The 18,492-nt window shown below is 72.4% G+C and carries 15 protein-coding genes and 1 pseudogene; 7 read left to right on the forward strand and 9 right to left on the reverse strand.

Going from position 1 to position 18,492, the window contains the following annotated elements:
* Positions 1–20 precede the first annotated feature (20 nt).
* The 4 genes from ACFRFC_RS01210 to ACFRFC_RS01225 form a co-directional block, all read right to left on the reverse strand.
* On the reverse strand, positions 21–1,205 hold the full coding sequence (locus ACFRFC_RS01210) for an acyl-CoA dehydrogenase family protein (RefSeq protein WP_382679847.1): 1,185 nt from the start codon (positions 1,203–1,205) through the stop codon (positions 21–23).
* A 103-nt stretch (positions 1,206–1,308) separates the two neighbouring features.
* Positions 1,309–3,045, reverse strand: coding sequence for an ABC transporter ATP-binding protein (locus ACFRFC_RS01215; protein ID WP_382679849.1), 1,737 nt, complete (start codon positions 3,043–3,045; stop codon positions 1,309–1,311).
* Positions 3,042–4,865 carry an ABC transporter ATP-binding protein gene (locus ACFRFC_RS01220; protein ID WP_382679851.1) on the reverse strand — a complete coding sequence of 608 codons (1,824 nt, stop codon included), beginning with the start codon at positions 4,863–4,865 and terminating at the stop codon, positions 3,042–3,044. The genes ACFRFC_RS01215 and ACFRFC_RS01220 overlap by 4 nt, the downstream gene beginning before the upstream one ends.
* 81 nt (positions 4,866–4,946) lie before the next feature.
* Entirely contained in the window at positions 4,947–5,954 is a 1,008-nt protein-coding gene (locus ACFRFC_RS01225) for a helix-turn-helix transcriptional regulator (protein WP_382679853.1), read from the reverse strand.
* Positions 5,955–6,081: 127 nt separating this feature from the next.
* Between ACFRFC_RS01225 and ACFRFC_RS01230 the strand changes: the two genes are divergently transcribed.
* The 4 genes from ACFRFC_RS01230 (at position 6,082) to ACFRFC_RS01245 (ending at position 10,019) form a co-directional block, all read left to right on the forward strand.
* Positions 6,082–6,477, forward strand: a complete 396-nt coding sequence (locus tag ACFRFC_RS01230) for a RidA family protein (protein ID WP_382680169.1) — start codon at positions 6,082–6,084, stop codon at positions 6,475–6,477.
* A gap of 394 nt (positions 6,478–6,871) precedes the next feature.
* The gene (locus tag ACFRFC_RS01235) at positions 6,872–7,576 is read left to right on the forward strand and encodes a hypothetical protein (protein ID WP_382679855.1); all 705 of its coding nucleotides are present in this window, start codon (positions 6,872–6,874) and stop codon (positions 7,574–7,576) included.
* Positions 7,555–9,120 carry a class I adenylate-forming enzyme family protein gene (locus tag ACFRFC_RS01240; RefSeq protein WP_382679857.1) on the forward strand — a complete coding sequence of 522 codons (1,566 nt, stop codon included), beginning with the start codon at positions 7,555–7,557 and terminating at the stop codon, positions 9,118–9,120. Before ACFRFC_RS01235 ends, ACFRFC_RS01240 begins: the two co-directional genes overlap by 22 nt.
* A gap of 50 nt (positions 9,121–9,170) precedes the next feature.
* Positions 9,171–10,019, forward strand: a complete 849-nt coding sequence (locus tag ACFRFC_RS01245; RefSeq protein ID WP_382679859.1) for an SDR family NAD(P)-dependent oxidoreductase — start codon at positions 9,171–9,173, stop codon at positions 10,017–10,019.
* Between the two features lie 23 nt (positions 10,020–10,042).
* On the opposite strand, the gene ACFRFC_RS01250 is transcribed toward ACFRFC_RS01245, so the two are convergent.
* Positions 10,043–11,479, reverse strand: coding sequence for an MFS transporter (locus ACFRFC_RS01250; protein ID WP_382679861.1), 1,437 nt, complete (start codon positions 11,477–11,479; stop codon positions 10,043–10,045).
* Between the two features lie 172 nt (positions 11,480–11,651).
* Between ACFRFC_RS01250 and ACFRFC_RS01255 the strand changes: the two genes are divergently transcribed.
* The gene (locus tag ACFRFC_RS01255; protein WP_382679863.1) at positions 11,652–12,458 is read left to right on the forward strand and encodes a helix-turn-helix domain-containing protein; all 807 of its coding nucleotides are present in this window, start codon (positions 11,652–11,654) and stop codon (positions 12,456–12,458) included.
* A 149-nt stretch (positions 12,459–12,607) separates the two neighbouring features.
* Here ACFRFC_RS01255 and ACFRFC_RS01260 read toward each other — a convergent pair whose 3' ends face one another.
* Complete coding sequence (locus ACFRFC_RS01260) at positions 12,608–13,564, reverse strand: NAD(P)-dependent alcohol dehydrogenase (protein WP_382679865.1); 957 nt, start codon at positions 13,562–13,564, stop codon at positions 12,608–12,610.
* A gap of 115 nt (positions 13,565–13,679) precedes the next feature.
* Between ACFRFC_RS01260 and ACFRFC_RS01265 the strand changes: the two genes are divergently transcribed.
* Positions 13,680–14,414 carry a TetR/AcrR family transcriptional regulator gene (locus ACFRFC_RS01265; protein ID WP_382679867.1) on the forward strand — a complete coding sequence of 245 codons (735 nt, stop codon included), beginning with the start codon at positions 13,680–13,682 and terminating at the stop codon, positions 14,412–14,414.
* A gap of 103 nt (positions 14,415–14,517) precedes the next feature.
* Here the strand turns inward: ACFRFC_RS01265 and ACFRFC_RS01270 are convergent.
* The 3 genes and pseudogenes from ACFRFC_RS01270 to ACFRFC_RS01280 form a co-directional block, all read right to left on the reverse strand.
* Positions 14,518–14,778 (reverse strand): annotated as a pseudogene (locus tag ACFRFC_RS01270) (DUF4097 family beta strand repeat-containing protein); the annotation flags it as partial.
* Positions 14,779–15,089: 311 nt separating this feature from the next.
* Positions 15,090–15,995: an ROK family protein gene (locus ACFRFC_RS01275; protein ID WP_382679869.1), complete on the reverse strand. Its 906-nt coding sequence runs from the start codon at positions 15,993–15,995 to the stop codon at positions 15,090–15,092.
* 202 nt (positions 15,996–16,197) lie between these two features.
* Positions 16,198–16,941: a GntR family transcriptional regulator gene (locus tag ACFRFC_RS01280; protein ID WP_382679871.1), complete on the reverse strand. Its 744-nt coding sequence runs from the start codon at positions 16,939–16,941 to the stop codon at positions 16,198–16,200.
* Between the two features lie 223 nt (positions 16,942–17,164).
* Between ACFRFC_RS01280 and ACFRFC_RS01285 the strand changes: the two genes are divergently transcribed.
* Positions 17,165–18,322, forward strand: a complete 1,158-nt coding sequence (locus ACFRFC_RS01285; RefSeq protein WP_382679873.1) for a Gfo/Idh/MocA family protein — start codon at positions 17,165–17,167, stop codon at positions 18,320–18,322.
* The last annotated feature ends 170 nt before the right edge of the window (positions 18,323–18,492 follow it).

An 18,492-nucleotide genomic window follows, 5' to 3' on the forward strand; every position in this document is an offset into this window, starting at 1 on the left:
CCCGGTGCGCTGAAGCACTCCTAGAGGAAGGGCGTCCCCGCGTCGAGCCCCGACAGCACCCTGCCGTACAGCTCCAGGTTGGCGGCGGGGTTGACGAACGAGTGCAGGCTCAGGGCGTTCAGGTCCCGCACGATCCGCTGGAGCGGTGCCTCCCGGTGCAGGGACGAGGCACCCGAAGCGGACCCGATCAGGTCGGCGGCCTCCTTGCACAGCCGGGTCACATACCCGCACTGTGCCCTGACCCGGGCCCGCTCCTGAGTCGTGTACGGTTCTCCGCCGGCCGCCCTGGACTCGATCAGCGCCACGAAGTCGCCGGTGAGCAGTTCCGCGGCGGAGACCTTCATCGCGGCCTCGGCGAACTGGAGATGCGTCACCGGGGCCTCGTGCTGACGCTCGTAGAAGGTGTAGGTGATGCCCCGCTGATGGATGCGCTCCCCGAACTCCGTCAGAGCCGCCCGCGCCAGACCGAGGGCGCCGGCCGCCGCCCAGGCACAGAACATCAGCAGCACCGGCATCCGGTAGAACGGATCGTCGCTGCCTCGCCGCGACGGGAACGCGCCCGCCAGCAACGGACCCACCGGCAGGACCCGATGGGCGGGCACATGGACGTCCCGGGCCACGACGGTGTTGCTGCCGCTCCCGGCCAGCCCGGAGACGTCCCAGTCGTCCAGCACCGTCAGCTCGGACATGGGGATCGCCAGCCACAGCACCTCCGGCGGGCCCTCCCCGGTGTCGGCCAGCGCGGTCAGCAGATGCCAGTCGGCGTCCTGACAGCCCGTCGCGAAGGGTGAGTTTCCGCTCACCACATAGCCGCCGTCCACCACAACGGCCTTCGAACCCGGGATGAGGGTGCCACCCACCCGTACATCGGGACGGGTGAAGATCTCGTCCTGCGCCTCGTCGGGGAACAGGGCCGCGATGAACGCACACCCGGCCTGGATCAGCGCCATGAACCCGGCCGACCCGCACGCGGCGGAGACCTCGCTCAGCGCGTCGACCTGAGTCCGCAGCGAGGACTGGTAACCCCCGTAGTGGCGCGGGACGTTCATCCGGTGGATCCCGGCGCCCGTGAGAGCCTCGACGACCTCGCCCGTCACCCGCCGCTGTCGCTCTGTGCGCGCGGCGTGCGCGCGGATGAGCGGCCGGAGCCCACGCGCGCGTTCGACGAGATCGGTGTCCGAACGAGGTACTGACGAACCGGTCAAGGGGACCTCCGGTCTCGGATCACAAGAGGACCTTCACCGTCGCGCCGATCACGGTGACTGTCAACGCCAAGTCAGGGCACGGCGGTTGATCCGTCCTCGGGCCTCAACCGTCGTCCACCAGACGTCCGTCGTCCACCACCAGCACCCGGTCCGCGAGTTGGACGGTCGACAGGCGGTGGGCGATGACCAGGGCTGTGCGGTCGCGGAGCATGGTGCGCATCGCGTGGTGCACGGTGCGCTCGGTGGGGAGGTCGAGGGAGGAGGTCGCCTCGTCGAGGATCACGATGGCGGGTTCGGCGAGCAGGGCGCGGGTCAGGGCGATGAGCTGCCGCTGGCCCGCCGAGAGCCGGGTGCCGCGGGCACGGACGTCGGTGTCGTAGCCGTCCGGCAGCGCGGCGATGACGTCGTGCGCCCCGATGTCCCGCGCCGCGCGGAGGAGCGCCCCGGCATCGGCCTCGGGCCGTCCCATGGCGAGGTTCTCGGCCACCGTGCCGGAGAAGAGGAAAGCGTCCTGCGGCACCATGGTCACCGTCCGGCGCAGCTCACTTGTGGACAGCTGCCGCAGGTCCGCCCCGTCGATGAGGACGCGTCCGGCCACGGGGTCGTGGAAGCGGGCCAGCAGCTTGGCCACGGTGGACTTGCCGGCCCCGGTCGCGCCGATCACGGCGACGGTCTGACCGGCGGGGATGCGAAGGCTGAAGCCGGACAGTACTGGCCTGCCGGTGGGGTAGGCGAAGCTCACGTTCTCGAAAGTCACCGAGCGCCCCCGGCTGTGGGCCGCCAGTGGCGGCAGGGGCCTCGGGTCGGGTGGTTCGGGGACGGTGGGCCGCTGGGCGAGCAGCGCGGCGAGCTTCTCCAGGGACGCGGTCGCCGACTGGTGGGCGTCGGCGACCCCGCCGAGCCTGAGGGGGTTGTCGTAGAGCTGCCGCAGGTAGAGGACGGCTGCGGCGAACACCCCCAGCTCCAGTCCGCCGGAGACGACCCGGGAGGCACCCCACATCACCAGCAGGGCGACGGCGACGTTGGCCACCAGCCGTGAGGAGGTGACATAACGGGCCATCTCCAGACCGGCATCGCCGTTCGACCGCTCGTGCTCGCCGTTGAGGACGGCGAACGCGGCCGAGTTGGCGCCCTCCCGCCGGAACGCCTGGACCGTACGGATGCCGCCCAGGCTTTCGGCGAGTCTCGCGATGACGGCGGCGATCGCGCTCGACCTCCTGCGGTAGATACGCGTCGAACGGCGCCGGAAGGACCGCATGGTCCAGGCGAGCGGTCCCATGACCAGCACCGCCGCGACACCCAGGGGCGGGTCGAGATACAGCAGCGCGGCGGTGATGCAGACGGTGGACACGGCGGCGGTGACGATCGCCGCCAACCCCTCGTCGAGCAGTGCGCGCAGCGCCTCGACGTCCGTGGTGAGCCGGGAGGTGAGACGGCCCGAGGTGTAGCGCTCGTGGAAGTCCAGACCCAGTCCCTGGGCGTGCCCGAACACGCGGACCCGCAGGTCGAGCAGCACATCCTGGCCGATCCGGGCGGACACCGCGACAAAGGCGTACTGGAGGGCGCCGGAGGCCGCCGCGCAGAACAGGTAGCCGATCGCGACGGTGCTCATCGGCCCACGGTCGCCCCCGCTCCAGGCCGGAACCGCTCGGTCGATCGTGTACGCCACCAGCAGCGGGCCCGTCAGCGCCGCGCCCCGCTGGAGCAGCACCAGGGCCCCGGCCAGCCACAGGCGGCGCGCGTGCGGGCGCAGCAGGGACGCCAGCAGGGATCGGGCCGCTCCCTCGGGGGCGTCCGTCTCCCACGGGTCGCCGTGATGCCCGGTGCCCGATCGGATCACGGCGCGTCACCCCCGTAGCCCGCCAACGTGCTCATCAGGGAGGTGTATTCGGTGCAGGTGCGCAGGAGGTCGTCATGGGTGCCGACAGCGGTGATCCGGCCGCCGGACAGCAGCGCGACCCGGTCGGCGAGCAGCACGGTGGACGGCCGGTGTGCGACGACCAGGGCCGTCGTGGTGGCCAGCACCTGCCGCAGCGCCGCTTCGACGAGCGATTCGGTGTGGATGTCCAGCGCGGAGAGCGGATCGTCGAGGACGAGCAGGCGGGGCCGGCCGACGACGGCCCGAGCCAGCGCCAGCCGCTGACGCTGGCCGCCGGACAGGCTCATGCCCTGCTCGCCGACGTGGGTCAGGACACCGTCCGGGAGCGTCTGGACGAAGCCGTCCGCCTGGGCGATGCGCAGCGCCCTGGCGAGATCCGCCTCGTCGGCGTGCCCGCCTCCCAGCAGTACGTTCTCGGCGACCGTCGTGGAGAACAGCGAGGGCTCCTCGAAGGCGACCGCGACCTGACGCCGTAGCCCGGCGCGTGTCAGTGCCGTCACGTCGGTCCCGTCGAGGAGGATCCGGCCGCCGGTCGGCTCGTGCAGGCGGGGCACCAGGGCGACCAGGGTGCTCTTGCCGCTGCCGGTGGCGCCCACCAGGGCCACGGTCTCGCCGGGCGCTATCCGCAGACTGACGCCCTGGAGCAGCGGCGGATCACCGGGCGACGCGTCCGGGTAGCGGAACTCCACGTCCTCGATGACCAGGTCGGCCGCGGTTGCCCCGGACCCGTCCTCGGTCTCCGCCCCTGGCCCGGCTCGGTGGGTGAGGCGCGCCCGCGTGTGCTCGGCCGGGGCGGGCTCGTCCATCACCTCGAAGTAGCGGTCGGCCGCGGCGGCCGCGTCGCTGCTCATCGCGAGCAGCGACCCCGTCGACGCGACCGCGGGGCGCAGTTCCATCGCGATGGCGAGAAAGGCCAGGAGGGTCCCGGCCGACAGCACACCGTCAGCCACCTCCACCGCGCCCAGCACCAGTACGGCCCCCAGCGACCCGTCCGGGAGGACCGCGAGGAGCGTGGACAGGGCTGCCAGCAGACGAGCCTTGGCCAGTTCCGTACCGCGCATCCGTAGCGCCCGCTGCCGGAACGCCCGAGTCAGCCTGTGGTGATGGCCGAAACTCTTGACGACCCGGAAGCCCAGCACCGACTCCTCCACCATCGTGGTCAGATCGCCGGCCTGTTCCCTCGCCCGGCGTGCCGCGAGCCCGTAGCGCGTCTCAAGGAAGGAACACAGCGCCAGCAGGGGCAGCACGGGAGCCAGCAGGATCAGACCGAGCACCCACTGCTGTGCCAGCAGGAGTACGCAGCCCACCAGCAGTGTGGCGCCGTTGACCACCAGGAACGGCAGTGCCAGCGTCAGAAAGCCCTGTAACGACTGGAGATCCGCGGTGCCTCGCGACACGAGCTGGCCCGACGACCAGCGGTCGTGAAACGCGACGGGCAGACGCTGGAGGTGGTCATGGAGCCGGCCGCGCATCGATGCCTCGACCGCCGCCAGCGGACGCGCCACCAGCCGACGACGCACCCCGAAGACGCCGGCCTCGACGACCCCCAGGAACAGCAGGAGTCCGCCGGCCAGCCACATCCCCGCCGTATCTCCGTCGCTGACCGGACCGTCCACCAGCCACTTCAGCACCAACGGCACCACCAGAGCCAGGCACGAAGCCATCACCGCCAGCAGCACCGCCACGAACAACCGGCCCCGCACCGGCCTCACGTACGGCCACAGCCGTAACAGCGAACGCACCGCAGAGCGCCGTGAACCGAGAGAGAGCAACTCCACCACCCATATAGGCGTCGGCAGAGGACACTAGCGACGCCCGGTCCGGCGGTCACTCTCTTTTCCGCACCGCCGCCGGACTCGCCCTCACTCGACAGAGTCCGCAGGCGTTCCGCATGCCTCCGTTGAGTCCGCGTAGTGGGTGGCCATCGCGGTGGCGCGGTGGTGCAGGGAGGTGCGCAAGGACTGTGGGGCCAGGGCCTCGGCGTCCGTGCCGAGCCGCCACAGCGCCCATTCGGCGTGTCGCGGATCCTGGAAGGTCACCTCCAGCCGCAGCCGGCCATCGGCGTCGGGTTCCTCCGCGCGGACGGCCAGTACGGTGTCCAGCAGATCCTCCCGCCGCGCCGGGTCCACCCGTACCAGCACGGTGAGGTGGTCCCCGCCGGAGAGGAACCGCGCCGAGCGTTCACGCCAGATCCGGTCCAGATCGACGCGGTTGGGCCGCTGTGCCGGGTCGGGGAGTTCCTCGGCGGACAGGACCCGGGACAACCGGTAGGTGCGGTCCGCACCCGATCTCGTGGCCAGCAAGTAGCCCTGCTCGCGTACGGTGACCAGGCCGATCGGATCCACCGTGCGCCACTTCGGGCGCTGGCCCGCGGCCGCGTAGTGGATGCGCAGCTTGTGCCCGGCGAGCACCGCGCGCCGGACCTCGATCATGGTGGTGTCCGGTACCCGCTCAGTGACGAGCCGGCGGGAGAGCAGGTCGGTCTCCGGGTCGACGAGGAAGCGCTGGGCCGCGTCGCTCGCGGTGGCCCGGTGGCTCTCCGGCAGTGCGTCGACCACCTTGCGCATACCCGAGGCGAGCGCCGAGCCGAGCCCGAACACCTTCTCCCCGCGCGCCGATCCGGCGGTCAGCAGGGCGAGGGCCTCGTCGTGGTTCAGCCCCGTCAGCTCGGTCCGGAAACCGGGCAGCAACGCGAAACCGCCGTGCCGTCCGCGTTCGGCATACACCGGGACACCGGCGGCGGACAGCGCCTCGATGTCGCGCAGCACGGTACGAGTGGACACCTCCAGCTCACGGGCGAGCGTGTCCGCGGTCATCCGACCGCGCTGGCGCAGCAGGAGCACCAGTGAAATCAGCCGGTCGGCACGCATGCCGGAACGCTACCGGAATACGTGACCGAGGGTGTCGTGATTTGTTGGGAGGCTCGGCTCACTGACACGACATCGGCGCACGGCTGATGTGCGTACTTCCAGCGAATCGAACGGAGCTGATGTGACAGTGGAACGAACGGCGGTCAACCCGGTGACATGGTCGGCGGACCTGGGATTCAACCAGGGTGAGGTCGTCACCGGGCACACCCGGACCCTGTACATCTCGGGTCAGACGGCGACGGGCGGCGACGGCAGGCCCCGGCATGACGGCGACATGGCGGCACAGTTGACACTGAGCATCGACAACCTGGAGGCCGTGCTCGGCGAGGCCGGCATGTCTCTCGCGAACCTGGTCCGGCTCAACGTCTACACGACGGACGTCGATGTGCTGTTCCAGCACTACGGGGTGCTGGCAGCGCGGTTGGGCGCCGCCGGGGTGGCGCCGACCACGACGATGCTGGGGGTGACCCGACTGGCGATCCCCGGGCAACTGGTCGAGCTTGAGGGGACCGCCGTGGCGTGATGTGACTTCGCTTCTTCTTCTGCTGCTTCCGCTTCTTCTTCTGCTGGGGCTGGGCACCCTCCGACGTCTCCTCTGACCGACGTGGCGGCAGCCGTCCGCCACGCCAGTACCGCACTCGGCCGGCCGCAGAGCCCGACCGACGGGCGGCGAACCGGAGTCATGGGGCCTGTGCTGTAGCTGATATGGGTGAATGTGTGTTTCCGGGCTCGCTCGGTCCGGCCGGGCCACAGCCATGCTTCGGCGCTCTCACCCCCGTGTCCGGTGCGCGTCTTCGGCCGGAGCCGGTTGACGTGGGGGCTCAGGTGTCTTCGTGCGTTCTATAGCGTTTGCCGCGCGTGGGGAGATCATCTGCCGCGCATGATGACTCCCGTCGACCCGGAAGGCCCCTATGGCCATGCCTGCGCGCTCTGTGGACTCCGTGCCCTCGATGGCCCCTGGTGCGGCGAACATCGCCGCAGCCACCCCAGCCTCCTTAACCACCGCACCGGAGCGGGAGCGTCTCGCGCGGGCGGTCCGCGCCTTCGACTCCGCCGCCACCCGCATGCTCCTGATCAGCGACGGACTCACCACCCCGCTGCTGGAGGCAACCCTCGGCACGCCCCTGGAGGTACGGGTGACACACCTGTCCACCGTGGCCAGCGGCTCCGTATCTCCTGTGGTCGGCGCCTTGTTGGACAGTACTGCGGCGGACCGGTTCCTGATCCGGCGTACGACTCTGGCCCTGCCGGCCGGTGAAGCGGTGTCGGAGAACACCATGGTCCTGCGCCTCGGCGTGGACCGGCGCATCGACCAGGTGGCCACCGACCGTACCCGCCCGATCGGCTTCGCGCTGGCCGCGGTCGGCCTGTTTCCCCGGCGGCGGATCCTGCGTGTCGGAACCTCCCGCTGGCCACTGACCGGCGACGCGCTGCGCTGTGCGGCCAAGACCTACCTCCTGCACGCGGCCGCCGGCCCGGTGATGTGCATCGAGGAACGGTTCAACCCCTGCCTGATCTCCGCACGGCCGGCCGTGGGCCGCGCGAACGCCTCCGCCGTCGACATCGCCGAGCTTCCGCTGCTCACCCCCGAAGGAATCGCATGTTCCGGCAAAAGCTCCTGACCGCCCTCACCAGCGGGGCCGACCGCCCGGCTGTGGTGGACGACCTGGGCCCCGTCACCTACAGCGCTCTTGACCTGTGGTCCGATCGGATCGCCAGGGTTTTGGGTGACCACGCCGAGGCACCGGGGGACACATCGGGAGAGGCGGCCGGGGAGCTGTGCACCGCCCTGCTGCTGCCCAACAGCGCCGCCTGGCTGGGCGGTTACCTGGGCGCACTGAAGAGCGGCGCGGTCGTCGCGCCGCTCAACGCCGCGCTCACCCGGGCCGAGATCACCAAGGTCCTGACCAGCTCCCGGCCACGGCACCTGCTGACCACACCGGAGCGCGCCGACGAGATGGCCGCCTTGTGCCGGGAACTGCGCCTGTCCACCCACGTCCACACCCTTGACCCCGCCGCCCGGCCCACAGCGCTGCCGGCACCGGCAGTCCCCGCGCCCATGCCCACGGCCGTCCAGACCCCCCACCCGCAGGACCCATGCCTGATCATGCACACCTCCGGCAGCACCGGGGCCTGCAAAGGCGTCGTACAGAGTGAGCGGTCGCTGTACCTGGCCACCGGCATCTGGCACCGCCGGCACCGCCGACCCCAGGACATGGTGGCCGTCCCGCTGCCGCTGGCCCACACCTACGGCCACCTCGCCGCGGTCAGCACCCTGCTGGCCGGAGCCACCCTCATCGTCTCCGCCTCCTGCGGGCCCGAACAGTGGGTGCGGCTCCTCCAGAGCCACGGCGTCACCATCCTCGAAGCCGTCCCCACCCTGTACGCACGGATCCTGCGCACACCCCCGCTCCAGCAGCACAGCCCGCCCGCCCTACCGCACCTGCGCCGGTGCCTCAGCGGAGGCCAGCAGGCGCCCCAGGCACTGCGCGCGCAGTGGCAGCAGCGCACGGGCATCGCGCTGGTGCAGAGCTGGGGCATGACCGAGCTGTCCGGGGCCGGACTGTGCGCGGCCGAAGACCTCCCGCGATGCCTCGACAGTGTGGGCGTGCCGCTGCCCGGAGTTGAGGTCAAGGTCGTGGACCCGACCGACCCCGAGACGGAGAGTCCCCGAGGGCAGGAGGGTGAACTGTGGGTCCGGGGGCCGCAGGTGACCGCCGGATACCGGAACACCTCCCGGCAGGTCCAGCCGGCCGCCGACAGCGACGGCTGGCTGCACACCGGGGACCTGGCCACCCGCGACGCCCACGGCTGCGTACGGATCGTCGGCCGCAGCAAGGACGCCATCATGACCGGCGGCTACACCATCCAGCCAGGAGAGGTCGAGGAAGCACTGCGCTGTCACTCGGCGGTGCGGGACGTCGCCGTACTGGGCCGCCCCGACCCCGACCGGGGCGAGGTCCCCCACGCACTGGTCGTCCTCGACAGCCCCCGGGCCGCCCCCAGCAGCGAGGAACTCATCGAGCACTGCCGCACCCTGCTGGCCCGCTACAAGGTCCCGCGCACCATCGACTTCGTCACCCACCTGCCGCTGTCCCCGGTGGGCAAGCTCGACCGCCCGGCCCTGCGGCGGGAGTTCGCCGAATCCTCCGGGCAGGGAGGGTGAGCCCGCGCCCGGCGACTGCCGTGCCCGCGCCCCCGATCCAGGAGCACGCCATGACACCGACAACGACAGCGGCGCCCACCGGCCCCGTCGTCCTGCTGACCGGAGCGACCGGCGGCCTGGGGACCGCCCTGGCCCAGTCACTCGCCGCCCGAGGCACCCGCCTGGGCATCACCGCCCGTACATCGGACACACTGCACGCCCTGGCCCACCGGCTCGCCGCCACCGGAGCCGAGGTCGTGCCCCTGGTCTGTGACGCGGCGGACCCCGCCGGTGCGGAGGAGGCCACCGGACAGCTCATCGCCGCCCACGGACGCATCGACGCGCTGATCGCCAACGCGGGTGTCGAGGGACCGGTCGGCCCGACCTGGGAACTGCCCCTGGACGACTGGTGGTCCGCGGTGCGCGCCAACCTCCTCGCCACCGCGGCCACCGCCCACACCGTCCTGCCGCACATGGTCCGTCAGGGCTCCGGACGGATCGTCAGCATCAGCAGCGCCGCCGGACACCATCGATGGCCCACCCTGTCCGCGTACTCGGTGTCGAAGGCCGCCGGGATCAAGTACATCGAGAACATCGCGTACGAGGCACGCGCACACAACATCCAGGCGTTCAGCCTGCACCCGGGCCTGCTGCCGATCGGACTGAGCACCACGGCTCTCGCCGCCGCCCCCGTCTCCCCGTGGCACGCGCGGCGCAGCACCTGGGTGCGGAACCAGCTCGCCGACGGACACGGCACCCCCGTCCACCGGGCCGTGGACGCCGTCATGGCCCTGCTGGACGGCGCCGCCGACCACCGCTCCGGCAGCTACCTCACCGTCCAGGATGTTCTGGACACCGACAGCGCCGACCAGCACCTCCCCGGCGCCCCCACTCGCCCGGTGGGCCCGCGACCCCACTGACCGGCGCTCCAAGGGCGGGGTGGCTAGGCGCGGCCGACCGGAGTCGGTGCGGCATCGAGCGCATCGGCTGGGCGGTGATTCTTCCCGAGCAGAGCGGCTATGAGGACGGCGCCGAGTGCGAGGAGGGCGGCAGCGACGATCAGCGCGAGCCGGAAGCCTTCCGTCGCGGCGTGCGCGGTGCCGTCCTCCCGTGCGGCCAGGGCGACGAGCACCGCCACCCCCACGGCGCCGCCGACCTGCTGGACGGAGCTGAGGACGGCCGATCCGAGTCCGGCGTTCTCCTCGGTGGTGCCGGTGAGCGCGGCGATGGTCAGGGCGGGCAGCGCCAGTCCGTTTCCGAGGCTGGTGACGAGCATCCCGGGCAGTACTCCCCAGGCGTAGCCATCGCCCGGCGCCACCCCGGACAGCAGCAGCAGTCCGGCCGCGCTGATCAGGAACGACAGGACGAGAGCCGAGCGCATGCCGAGCCGTGCCACTGCCCTGGACGAGAGCCACATGCCCGCGAGGATGCCCGCGCCATAGGGCAGATAGGCGAGTCCGGCCGTGAGCGGGCCGTAGCCCAGCAGGGTCTGGAGATGCACCATCAGCAGGAAGGCCATCGCGTACATCGCGGCGGAGAAGAGCAGCGTCGCCCCATTGGCGACGGCGCGGAAGCGGAAGGACAGGAACGCCAACGGCACCAGCGGCTCGGCGGTCCGCGTCTCGACCGCGACGAACGCGGCGGCCAGGACCCCGGCCAGGACCAGGGGGCCCACCGTGGCCGATTCGCCCCAGCCCGACTCCCCGCTGTGGAGGAGGCCGTAGACCAGGCAGACCACGGCACCGGTGCCGAGAACCGCACCGGGTACGTCGAGGCGCACCGCGCGCCCCGACCTGCTCTCGGGGACCAGGCGCGGCAGCAGCACGACGGCCGCGAGGGCCACCGGCAGGTTGATCAGGAAGATCCAGCGCCAGGACGCCAGGCCGGTCAGCACACCGGAGATCACCAGACCCGTGGTGCCGCCGAGGCCCGCGATGCCGCCCCAGACGGCGAACGCCCTGGCACGCTCCTTCGTACCGGGGAACAGCAGCGCGATCAGGGCCAGTGCGGCCGGGCTGGCCATGGCCGCTCCCGCGCCCTGCACGAACCGCCCGGCCACCAGCTGCCAGGGCTCCTGCGCGAGCCCGCAGACCAGGCTCGCCGCGCCGAACAGCGCCACACCGGTGAGGAAGACGCGTCTGCGGCCCAGCAGGTCGGCCATGCGGCCGAAGAGCAGCAACAGCCCTCCGAAGGCGAGGAAGTAGGCGTTGACGACCCAGGCCAGACCCGCGGTGCTGAAGCCGAGATCCTCCCGCACACTGGGCAGCGCCACGCTCACCACGTTGTCGTCCAGGACGAGCATGAACTGCACGAAGCACAGCACCACCAGCGCCGGACCGCGGCGCCCGAGCGCCTCGCCCGTGGCCGGTACCGGCTTCATGCCATGTCTCCCGTCCTGGTGAACGGCCCTTGTGCACTGCGGTGGCGCCCGGGGCGCGGTGGGTGATCGATCGGCATGCGCACGACGCTATGCGCGGGCCTCGCTGTCCGCGATGCGCTACGGGGCCAGGTCATATCGCGTTGAGGACATGGACGGACCTAGACTCGGAGCCATGACCAAGGCCGTCGTGAGTGCCGTACCGCCCGGGGTGGGTGCGATCGTCGTCGGGAACCTTCCGATGGCGTACGGGCAGTGGTTCGTCCCGCACAGCCATCCACAGCACCAGCTGGCCTGGGCGCGGCGTGGTGTGCTGGGCGTCGCCGTCGGAGACGCGTACTGGGTCCTGCCGCCCAGCCGGGCGCTGTGGCTGCCCGGGGGAGTGGTCCACCGGACGGGTGCGACCCGGGAGGCGGTGCTGTGCAGCCTCTACTTCGAACCCGACAGATGCGAGCTGGACTGGGCCGTCCCCACACCGGTCGGCGTCGACGGCCTGCTGGCCCATCTCATCGCCCACCTCAGCCGCGAAACCCTTCCCGACGGCGAGCGGCTACGGGCCGAAGCGGTCGTCGTGGATCTGCTGCGCCCGCTCCCGGCCACCCCCATCGATGTCCCGCACCCCACCGACGACCGCGTTCGCGCCGTGGCGGACGCGCTGCTCACCAACCCCGCGGACACCCGGAGTCTTGAGGCACACGCACGGGCCATCGGGGTGAGCCGACGCACCCTGACCCGGCTGTTCGTCCATGACACCGGCATGCACTTCGACCGCTGGCGCACCCATGTCCGGCTGCGCGCAGCCCTTCCCCTGCTCGCGGAGGGCCAGCCCGTCTCCCGGGTCGCGCACACCGTGGGCTACGCGACAGCGAGCGCCTTCCTCGCGGCGTTCCGGCGAACGGTCGGCATCTCGCCGGGGCGCTACCTCAACAGCGACGTCCCGTTCGAGGCAGTTACGGGCGGTGCTTCCGGGGAAGGGACCTGACCCCCCTCTCCGGTGAGAACGGGGAGCGCGTCTTTGTGTTGAGTGCCGGGAGTACCCGGCCTCATGCGGAACCGCCTTTCAGGAAGCCTGGTCGGGACGAGGGGGGCGTCTTCCTGTCCGCCGGGTGGCTCGCCGAGGTGTTCGCCCCCTCAGGCGACCTGGACGACATGCTTGCCGCGGACGCCACCGGCTTCCAGGGCCCGGTGGGCGTCGGCGATCCGGTCGAGAGGGTGGACGGTGTCCACGACGGGGACGATGTCGCCGCGCTCCGCGTAGCGGGTGATCTCGGTCAGCAGCCCGGTGCCGGGGTTGCCGCTGAAGGCGCGTATGCGTCCGCTCCCGTGGACGCTCGACGCGAGGATGGTGGCAAGGCTCGCGAGGATCCTGTCGAAGTCGATGGTGACGGCGACCATGCGCCCGCCGGGTGCCAGCAGGCGGCGTACGCGGGACTGCCGGGTGCCGGCGGTGTCGAGGATGACGTCGAAACGGCCCAGCTCGGAAAGGCGGGCCGTGCGGTGGTCGAATGCCTCGTCGGCGCCCAGGCCGCGGACGAAGTCGAGGTTCTTCGCGCCCGCGAGAGCGACGACATGGGCACCGAAGAGCTTGCCGAGCTGCACCGCGACACTGCCCACACCTCCGCTGCCCCCACGTACCAGGAGCCGCTCACCGGGTTTGATGACGGCCTTCTCACGCAGGGCGGTCACCGCCGTCGTCCCGCCCGCGAGCAGGGAGACGGCCTGCACCGGGGTGAGATTCCGCGGGGCGGGGGCGATCTGGCGGGGGCGTACGGCGACGTACTCGGCCATGCTGCCCGTCCTGCGCCCCAGCAGCCCCCACACCCGGTCCCCGGCACGCACTCCCGTGACCGACGGACCGACCTCGGCGACCTCCCCGACGAAGTCGATTCCGCTCGCCTGGGGGACAGCGCGACCGGTCACCAGGCGCACCTTCCCGGCCCGGCCGAGCAGGTCCCCGCCGTTGACGGCGGCCACCTGCACCCGCACCAGCACCTCGTCGGGCGTGGGGACGGGCGTCGGCCTCCTGCCCACGTAGAGGACCTCCGGGGGGCCGTAGCGGTCGAAGAGGGCTGCGCGCATGTCGCTCATGATCTCGTCCCGTGTCGCGTCTCGGAGCCGCACGGGCGCTGTGTGCGCCCGCTGGTACGCTCACGCTAGACCGGTAAGTGGACGACCTCGTCCGTTTAGCTCGAAGTGAGAGACATTGCCTGCTCAGCCGTCTCACAAGCCGTCCGGGCCCGTCGGTGACGTGCCCGCGAGCGACGTGCCCACCGGCGAGGTGCCCACCGGTGACGTGCCCGGCGACGCGGACCCGGCGGACCTGCGCGCCGATGCCCGGCGCAACCGGGAACGCATCCTCGAAGCCGCGCGCGAGGTGTTCGCGGCCCAGGGCATCGACGCCCCCATGAGCGCCGTCGCCCGTCGCGCCGGAGTCGGCGTGGCCACCCTCTACCGCCGCTTCCCCACCCGCACCGCGCTCGCCACCGCCGCCTTCGCCGAGCAACTCGCCCTGTGCGCGGCAGCCCTCGACGACGCCCTTGCCGACCCTGATCCCGGGCGCGGCCTGTACACCTTCCTCAAGGAGGTGTGCACCACGCAGGTGACCGACCGCGGCTTCACCCCCGTATTCCTGGACCAGTTCCCCGGCTCCCTCGATCACGAACGCGAACGCGACCGCGCCGAAGAGAGCCTGGCGCGGCTGGTCCAGCGCGCCCGCGAGGCCGGACAACTGCGCGCCGACTTCGACCCCGCAGACATCACCCTCCTGCTCCTGGCCAACAGCGGCTTCGTCGGACAACCCCGGGAGATCGCCCTCGCCGCCTCCCGGCGCCTGCTCGCCTATCTCTTCCAGGCATTCCAGGCGCAGCGCCCCGCCCCTCTCCCGCCTCCCGCGGCGATGGGACTCCGCGAGATCCACCGGCCACCGGGCCTCCCCTGAACCCGGGCGCCGCCCGGCCACCCCGGAGGCGGGGCCTCGGCGACGACGGGCCGGAACCCGATAGCGGTGGGCCCGGCCGGGCAGTCCTCGTTCTGCCCCTTCGGAGGCTGCGGGCGTCGATGTCACCCCGGGAGGTGGTGGCGCGGATGCCGAGTTCGGCGGTGCCGTCGTTCTTGAGGGCGTCGCTGACGCGGCCGTGGTCGGTGCCGGCGTCCAGGGTGGCCGAGACGCCCGCCGCGGCGGCGACCGAGATATCGCCGGACTGGGTGCGGAGCACGACCGTGCCGCGCACGGCCTCCGTGATCCGGATGTCGCCCCGTGCCGTGCTGATCTGCGCGGAGCCGCCCAGCCTGCCGACCTCTACCGCCCAGGGGTCGGTGAGGGCGGCACCCTCGTCGCAGCTCGGCGGCTCACCGGGCGTGGCATCTGCCGCGGTACGGGGGTGGGGGCACGGCTCCAGGCCACGCCTGGCTGGCGGGCCACCTGCGTCGACGCCGCCTCCGGGGCCAGCGCGTCACGGTGCCGGTACGCACTCGGTTGTGCCGGACAGCCCAAGACCTGGCACCGATTCTTGTGGCCCTGAGCCTCTCGTCCGGTTCGGCCCGCAAGGGAGGGGAGCGCCCGTACGCACCCTCGTCCAGCCGCCCCGCCGAGCGCGGGCGCCGCCGGTTTCCCTCAGGCCGTGCCCAGGCAGGCCGCGCCGATCAGGCCCGCGGCCGGGCCGAGGGCGGCGGTCAGCAGGGGCGGGGCGTCGGGGCGGGCCGCGGCGCGTTCGGTGTAGGCGGAGTCGATCGCCGAGCGCAACGGCCCCCGCGCCGTGCCGAGGCCGCCACCGAGGATGATCGCGGCGGGGTCCAGCAGCCGTACGGTCATCGCGAGTACGGCCCCCAGAGCCGCTCCCGCGCTGGCCAGGACGTGCGCCGCGACCGGGTCGCCGCGATCCGCCAGCTCGGCCACCTCGCGGGCGCCCGGCGTGGTGGCCCCGCCGAGGGCGGTGCGCCGGTCGCCGATGCCGCGTCCCGAGCAGTAACCCTCCAGGCTGCCCCGCCAGCCGGGGTCGACCGATGCCGGGACCTCGAACTCGCCCAGCGCGATGGCCTCACCGCGCCGCCCCGGTACCGGAGTTCCGCCCAGCACCAGCGCGGACGAGAGCCCGGTGCCCAGGGACACGTAGAAGAAGCTGTCCAGGCCCGCCCCGGCGCCGTGGCGGGCCTCGCCGAGCGCCCCGCAGCGCGCGTCGGAGCCGACCGTGACGGGTGCTCCGGGCAGCTCGGCGCGCAGGAGCTTCAGCGGCTGGACGTCCCAGGCGAGTACCTCACGGCTGGTCAGCAGCCCGTCCGCGGATACGTACTCGGGGAAGCCGGCGCCCAGCGCGACAACGGTGAGCCCACGCCGTCCGGCCTCCGCCAGCAGGGCGCGCGCGGCGGCCACGGTCCCGGCCAGACCGGGGTCGCGCAAGCGGCCCTCGACCGCCGTGGGCCGCTCCTCACGGTGCACTACGGTGCCGTCGGCGGCCACCAGACCCGCGGCGATCTTGGTTCCGCCGACATCCAGGGCGGCGGTGACTTCGGTGGTGCTCACAGTGCCTTCCTCTTTCGTGCGCGGCTCTCCCGCGCGGCTCCCTGCGGGGCGTTCGGACGCGGCTCGCCGGCGCAGCTTTCGCGCGCGATTCCGGTACGCGATTCCGGTACGCGGGTCCCGTACGCGGGTCCCGTACCCGGCTCCCATGTACGGCCCCCACGCACGACTCCGATCATGGCTCGCAGCCCCGCCCCACCCGCCCTCAGTCCGCCGTCCGATGCAACGTCGCCTCGAAGCGGTAAGCGTCACCTCGGTACACCGCGCGGCCCAGCAGCACCGGGATGTCCTGCGGATCGCAGGTGACCTCCTCGCCGACCAGGACGGGAGCGCCGGCGGGGAGGCGTAGCAGCTCGGCCGTCGCCGGGTCGGCGCCGATCGCCTGGGCCGTGTATGTGCTGCGCATCACACGGATCCCGGCGACCTCCTCCAGCGCCGCGAAGAGGGAGCGGTCGGTGAGGTCGGCGGTCTCCAGGCCCGGGGCCCGTGACCGGATCAGCACCGTGGTGTCGACGCAGACGGGTACGTCGTCGAGTCCGCGGACCCGGGAGATCTCCAGGACCTCGGAGGCGGGCGCGACCCGCAGCCGGGCGGACTCGTCGTAGGTCGCCGGGCGCACCGTGCGGTGCAACAGCCGGGCCGTGGGCCGCAGTCCGCGCTCGCGGGCGATGTCGGTGAAGCTCCGCAGCAGGCTCGGGGGCTCACTGACCACATCCGTCGAGACGAACCAGCCGCGCTGGGCGGAGGAGTGGACCCGCCCCTCGGATTCGAGTGTCGCCAGAGCCTGCCGCAGGCTGTTGCGGCTCACCCCGACCCGGGCGGCCAGGGCGCGCTCGCCCGGCAGCCGGCTGCCGGGCACCCAGACCCGGCGATCGAGGAGCTGCGCCAGTTCCTGGTGGGCGAGTTGAACGGCTGGCCCCGCCCCCGGCGGGGTGTCGTGTTCGGTCACGACAGGAAAGTACCAGAGCAACCAGTTGTCGGACCAGATATCAATCTGGTGCAAACTCTGGACTATCTGGTCTGATCTGCTGCATGATCCGAGCAGCACCGAGGATCCGGAATCTTGTGTTCCCCTTTCAGGGGCGTGCCGTCTTCGGGCGCGTCCTGCCCCAGGGCGCGCGTCCCGTGTTCCTCCGTGCCGCCTTCAGTCCGCAGAGCCAAGGAAGTCTCAGATGTCGGTGCGCTCGCCCCTCCGCCTCGCCGTGATCGGCGCGGGAACCATCTCCCAGTCGGTGCACCTGCCCGCCGTCCGGCGCCTGGGCGCGCTCTTCGAGCTGGCCACGGTGTGCGACCTGTCACCCTCCCGGGCCGCCGAGGTGGCCGCGGGGGCCGGTGCGGGCGTGCGCTCCACCCACGACTACGGCACGGTCCTGGCCGACCCGGACATCGACGCCGTCCTGCTGGCCACCCCCGGCACCCACGCCCAGGCCGCCCGCGCCGCCCTGGAGGCCGGCAAGCACGTCCTCGCCGAGAAGCCGCTCTCCCTCACCGTCGCCGAGGCCACCGAGCTGGGCGCGCTCGCCGAGTCCAGGGGCCTGGTCCTCCAGGTCGGCTACATGAAGATGTACGACCCGCTGACCGAGGTCGCCGCCGCCGAGCTGGCCGCGCTCGACACCCCGCGCACCGTCCGCGTCACCGTCCTGCACCCCGCCGACGAGCCCCAGGTCGAGCACCTGCGCATGACCCGCCCCGCCGACGACGCCGACCCGACCGTGATCGAGGAGGCGCGGGCCTACGAGGCCGCCCGCACCGCCGAGGCCCTCGGCGAGGTCCCCGCCGCCCTGGCCGGCTACTACCGTGACGTCCTCAACGGCTCCGTCATCCACGAGCTGTCGGTGCTGCGCGCCCTCGGCTTCACCCTGCCCACCGCCTTCGACTCCGCCGAGCTGTGGCCCTGGCCCGTCGCGGGGGAGCCGCCGTGCCTGCTGGCCACCGGCGACCTGGGCGACGGGGCCAGGCTGGTCATGAACTGGAACTGGCTGCCGGACCACCCCGAGTACGGCGAGGAGATCGCGGTGCTGGCCCGCGACGGACGGCTGCGGCTGGACATGGCCGCGCCCTACCTGACCGATGTACGCAGCTCACTGCGGGTGGAGCGGGCGGAGAACGGCGTCCGCCACGACTCCACCCTCCAGCACGGCCACGACACCGGATTCGTCCGCCAGCTGGAAGAGTTCGCCGCCTGTGTGCGCGACGGCGCCCCGGTCCGCTCCGGCGCGGCCGGCGCCGCCGAGGACATCCGCTGTCTCCAGGCCCTGCTCGCCGCGCTCGCGGCCCGCGAGGGCGTGAAGGTCGGCGGCGAAGCGGCCGGACAGGAGAACGGCAAGTGACCACGGCCGACCGCACCACCTCGGCGCAGCACGTCACCGGGGCCGTCCGCGCCACCTCGACCCAGCACGTCACCGGGGCCGACCCCGCGACCACGCCTCAGCACGTCACCGGGGCCGACCCCGCGACCACGCCTCAGCACGTCACCGGGGCCGACCCCGCGACCACGCCT

The organism is Streptomyces sp. NPDC056734, from assembly GCF_042790455.1.
Classification (GTDB): Bacteria; Actinomycetota; Actinomycetes; order Streptomycetales; family Streptomycetaceae; genus Streptomyces.